Here is a 3,846-nt window from a genome sequence, read left to right as displayed (position 1 = left end):
GATATAAAATCAAGTTCATCACAACCATTCGCCTTTGGCAAGGCACAAGACGTCGTACGAAAATTGCGCTATTATGTAGGAGCCACCACCAACAGAAAAACAGTTCGCGAGACTCTCAGGCTACGCATTCCACACGGAGAGGATACGTGAAGCCCGGCGGGCCGCAGCAGCCCCTGCGGCAATGGCAATCGACGCGAGTTCTGCGTCGTCGGTCGGCATGACGATGCGGGAGTTCGTGCTACCATAAGCAAAAACTTTGTCGACCAGTCGCTGCATCGCGGTAAGATCTGATCCCGAGAAGACAAGTTCAAAATCTTCCGCTTCGGCCGTTCCGATCGTGGGTTTCATTGACTACTCCTTTGCTGATCAATCAACTAAATGCTGAGCCCAGATCGTTTGCGGAACAATGTGTTTTTCCATTCTGAGCTATTAACCATCCTATAACAGGCCGATCGACTCCCTCTTGGGGATCTGCTACGCCTGCCGGATGTTCAGATTGATACGAATAGAGCTGCGACAACCCCACGCCTGAACGGCGAACGCTCTCGTATTTTCCTCATTGAAGGTGCTGAACATGGAAGATCCCAATAACATCAACGTGCCTGCCGTATCCGCGATTTCCTTCAACTCAGATGATCTGGAGGTTCTTCGGAGGGTAGAAATATTGGGGCAACCAGCACTTCCTGCTGTCTCCGGAATGCCGGACCTTCACGCTTAAAAAGCTCCGCCAGGTCACCGAGGACGATGCGTTCAAGGCCTTCTGTCTGATCCGTTGGCCCGAGACTGGCGGCCGTCCGGTCTGCATCAACTGCGACCATCCTCGCTGCTACAACGTCCGCCGCCAGTGCTTCAAATGCCAGAAGTGCCGCAAGGAGTTCTCTGTCACCTCGAAGACGGTTTTCGCGTTCCGCAAGATGTCGTTCCGCGACATCCTGATGGGCCTGTGGCTGTCCGTGAACAGCGTCAAGGGCAAGAGCGCCCTCCAGCTCTCCCGCGAGCTCGGCTGTCAGTACAAGACCGCATGGGTCTTCCTGATGAAGATGCGCGAAGCCATCGCCACTAGACGCGAGGATATTGTTCTCGAAGGCGAAATTCACATCGACGGCAAGTACGCGGGCGGCAAGATCAAGCCAAAGAACCGCAAGGAAGACCGCGAGGATCGCCGCAAGAAGAAGTACCAGAACCTGAAGCGCCTCACGATCCTGGCCATGCGCGAGAAGACGCTGCTCGGCCGGGGACGGGAACGCACGGTCACCCGCGTCATCCGAACCGAGGACAGCAACGAGGCATGGGAGTTTGCCAAGAAGCACGTCAAGAAGGGCTCCACGATCCACGCCGACGAGCACTTCAGCTACGACGACCTCGCGGGCCTGCAGGAACTGAAGCGCGTCAATCACAGCAAGGAATACGAGACCGAGGACGGGATCAACACCAACCACGTCGAAAGCTTCTTCTCCCGTGTGCAGCGCGCCTATGTCGGCATCCATCATCGCTTCTCGGTGAAGTATTTCGACTGGTACGCCGCCGAGATCGCCTGGCGGGAGGACAACCGCCGGGTCGATAACGGCACGCAGATGTGGGGCATGGTTCACTTCGCGCTGTCGAGGGAAACGTCGCGCAATTTGTGCGGCTACTGGGAGGGCAACAAGCCGCCGGACTTGGTCTGGGCGAACGGGGTCAGCCCCGAAGACGATTGAGACCGCTCAGGCGGCGATCTCCCACAGGCGGCGGCCACCGTCGCCGACGGGAGCATATCGCACGCGTCCGTTCTTGACGAGCTTGTCGAGGTCTCGGGATAGCACGTTGCCAAGCTGGCCCAGTCGCGGATCGTCGTCAGCGATACCGATCTGCCGCGCCAACAGCCTGGCGCATTCACCCGTGGAAATCGGCCCGTCAGCCTCCCTCAGCATGCGCAGAAGGCTGCCACGCTTGTCGATGCCCTTCAGCAACTGAGTAACGTCACTTGCTGAGACTTTGGACGGCCTCCGGATACGAGCCGGAACGGCCTCCTCTGGGCGATAGCCTGGGTCATACACCGTGAGAACGGTGTCAAACGCCGCGCGCTGCTCCTCGAGCGCCGCAATCTCGCTTCTCAGCGCATCAATGCGGCCGCTGACCTCGCCACGCTTCCTCTTCAATTCATCCACAATCTGCATCGTAACCCTCTCTAAAAGCACAGCTTTTAGACTAAGGCATCAAACGAATGGAGTCTGGTGGTGGGTCCTACATAATAGCGGAAAATTGAGCGCGAGCTTGCGAGGATGATGCCAATCATTTTCTGGTTTCTCTCGACAAATTTCCGGCTGCAGCGGCTACCGTCGACTGAATAGCCCCGAGATTTGTCGACGCCCTCGGGTTACTTTATTTCTGCAAGCTTTCGGCTACCGCATTCTCTGGCCTGCTGCCGGTTTCCTGGACACTGAGTTAAGGTGTTCCTGATGAAACCGGAGAGCATGATTGCAACGACGACAGCCCAGTCGGGAATACAAAATTGAGGCTGCGAAGCTGGTCAAGGAACGCGGTGTCAGCGTGTCGCAAGCTGCCCGCGATCTCGATATTCATGAGAAATTGCTTCGACAGTGGGTTCGGGAATACGGTACCGATCCGGCTCAGTCATTTATTGGTAGCGGCCAGATGAAGCGGGAGCAGCGTGAGATCGAGCGCGTCGGCGCGATGTGACCAAGCTGAAGGCGGAGCGCGACATACTAGAAAACGATCACGGGCTTTTGTCCGCCTGCGCGCGGTAGAAAACAGGTTTGCTGCGCTGAACGCCGGAGGGGAGTTGCCGACTGCTTATTGGAGGTATTCGACCCCGTTTAAAAAACGTGGCACATCGGCTGTTGCGGACTTGAGAGTGGTGACACTCCCCAGATCAATTGCTTTTCATGCGCGACACGTCACGTTGCTTTGACGTGAACCGCCTCTTCTCAAGAAAGCTGTCCATGGCAGTGCAGAGTTCGTCCTCATTCCACCCGCTAGCCACGGACAAACTGACCAGGTCATCAAGGATTTGATCAAGCATTTCAGCACATTGTGCCTTACGAAGTTCAGCCGCAACGTTCGGTCTCGGTGGTAGGATCATTGCGCTCTCCTTCATTCGTCATGCGTAACCTGACTTCCTTGCGGGAAGCATGTACAGCAGGTCACCTCGTCAGCCGAACCTCATGATCGCCAAGCCGAAGCAATAGAGCAAGCTAACGATCAACTAGGCGCTGACTGCTTATAATCAAGCGCCAGTCGTTGCAAATCCTCATGCCTAGCGCTGTGTCGCTCGTCAATGGCGGTCCTGGCCGACCGGGAACTTATCAACATTTTATCACGCAATAGCCGCTACGTCCTTGGTTAAAGCCTCGCAGCGGCACCGCTCGACAGAGGCGAGTGACTCCATTCCACGCGCTTCGTTTCCTATCGCGGTCGTCGGTGGACCGGTCATCGGCCGGCGCTGTTAAATTCGTCTCAACTGCGCCAGCTCGATTTCCCTTTTGTCATAGACATCAGTCAGCGTGCGAATATTGTTCAACAGAAATTATTGCGGCCAGCCAAATGAAATAGTCTCTGCGTTTATTTAAGGAAATAGAAGACGCGGAGAGAGTCGCATCAAGGGATTGCGATAAAAGTATTTATCCGCGGTTTGGAAATTAGCTTTGCGGTAAAATATCAAAATCTTGTATTTTCCCCTTGATATCTGCACCAGTCAGCATTAAATTTACATAAAATTATTCTGTAAATATATTTATGTATATATGCAAATTTTTAAAATTGACGATAGAAATCTTCAATAAAACTCCAATATTACATCGTGAGAAATATTCGGCGGTGACGATTAAATTTGTTCTGTGTAAATAT

The 3,846-nt window shown here is 54.2% G+C and carries 3 protein-coding genes and 2 pseudogenes; 3 read left to right on the top strand and 2 right to left on the bottom strand.

Translation table 11 applies throughout. The features are described from left to right. Nucleotides 1-120: 120 nt before the first annotated feature. The gene (locus tag AX760_RS02730; RefSeq protein ID WP_071831307.1) at nt 121-348 is read right to left on the bottom strand and encodes a hypothetical protein; all 228 of its coding nucleotides are present in this window, start codon (nt 346-348) and stop codon (nt 121-123) included. A gap of 335 nt (nt 349-683) precedes the next feature. Between AX760_RS02730 and AX760_RS28100 the strand changes: the two are divergent. Next, a pseudogene (locus tag AX760_RS28100) lies at nt 684-860 on the top strand (transposase); the annotation flags it as partial. 54 nt (nt 861-914) lie between these two features. After that, a complete protein-coding gene (locus AX760_RS02725) occupies nt 915-1,697 on the top strand; it encodes an IS1595 family transposase (RefSeq protein ID WP_083531040.1) in 783 nt (260 codons plus the stop codon). 6 nt (nt 1,698-1,703) lie between these two features. Here the strand turns inward: AX760_RS02725 and AX760_RS02720 are convergent, their stop codons facing one another. Beyond that, nucleotides 1,704-2,156 (bottom strand): hypothetical protein, encoded by a 453-nt coding sequence (locus AX760_RS02720; protein WP_071831305.1) that lies wholly within the window; start codon nt 2,154-2,156, stop codon nt 1,704-1,706. A 301-nt stretch (nt 2,157-2,457) separates the two neighbouring features. On the opposite strand from AX760_RS02720, the pseudogene AX760_RS02715 reads away from it, so the two are divergent. Then, nucleotides 2,458-2,729: pseudogene (locus AX760_RS02715) on the top strand (transposase); the annotation flags it as partial. Nucleotides 2,730-3,846 lie beyond the last annotated feature (1,117 nt).

Origin of the sequence: Pararhizobium antarcticum, from assembly GCF_001885585.1 — a bacterium.
Lineage (GTDB): Bacteria > Pseudomonadota > Alphaproteobacteria > Rhizobiales > Rhizobiaceae > Pararhizobium > Pararhizobium antarcticum.
This window is presented reverse-complemented; position numbering and strand designations above follow the sequence as displayed.

Bases quoted from the DNA above. Each gene is read 5' to 3' on its own strand.
- AX760_RS02730 (WP_071831307.1), bottom strand. From the start codon at position 348: ATGAAACCCACGATCGGAACGGCCGAAGCGGAAGATTTTGAACTTGTC.
- AX760_RS02725 (WP_083531040.1), top strand. From the start codon at position 915: ATGTCGTTCCGCGACATCCTGATGGGCCTGTGGCTGTCCGTGAACAGC.
- AX760_RS02720 (WP_071831305.1), bottom strand. From the start codon at position 2,156: ATGCAGATTGTGGATGAATTGAAGAGGAAGCGTGGCGAGGTCAGCGGC.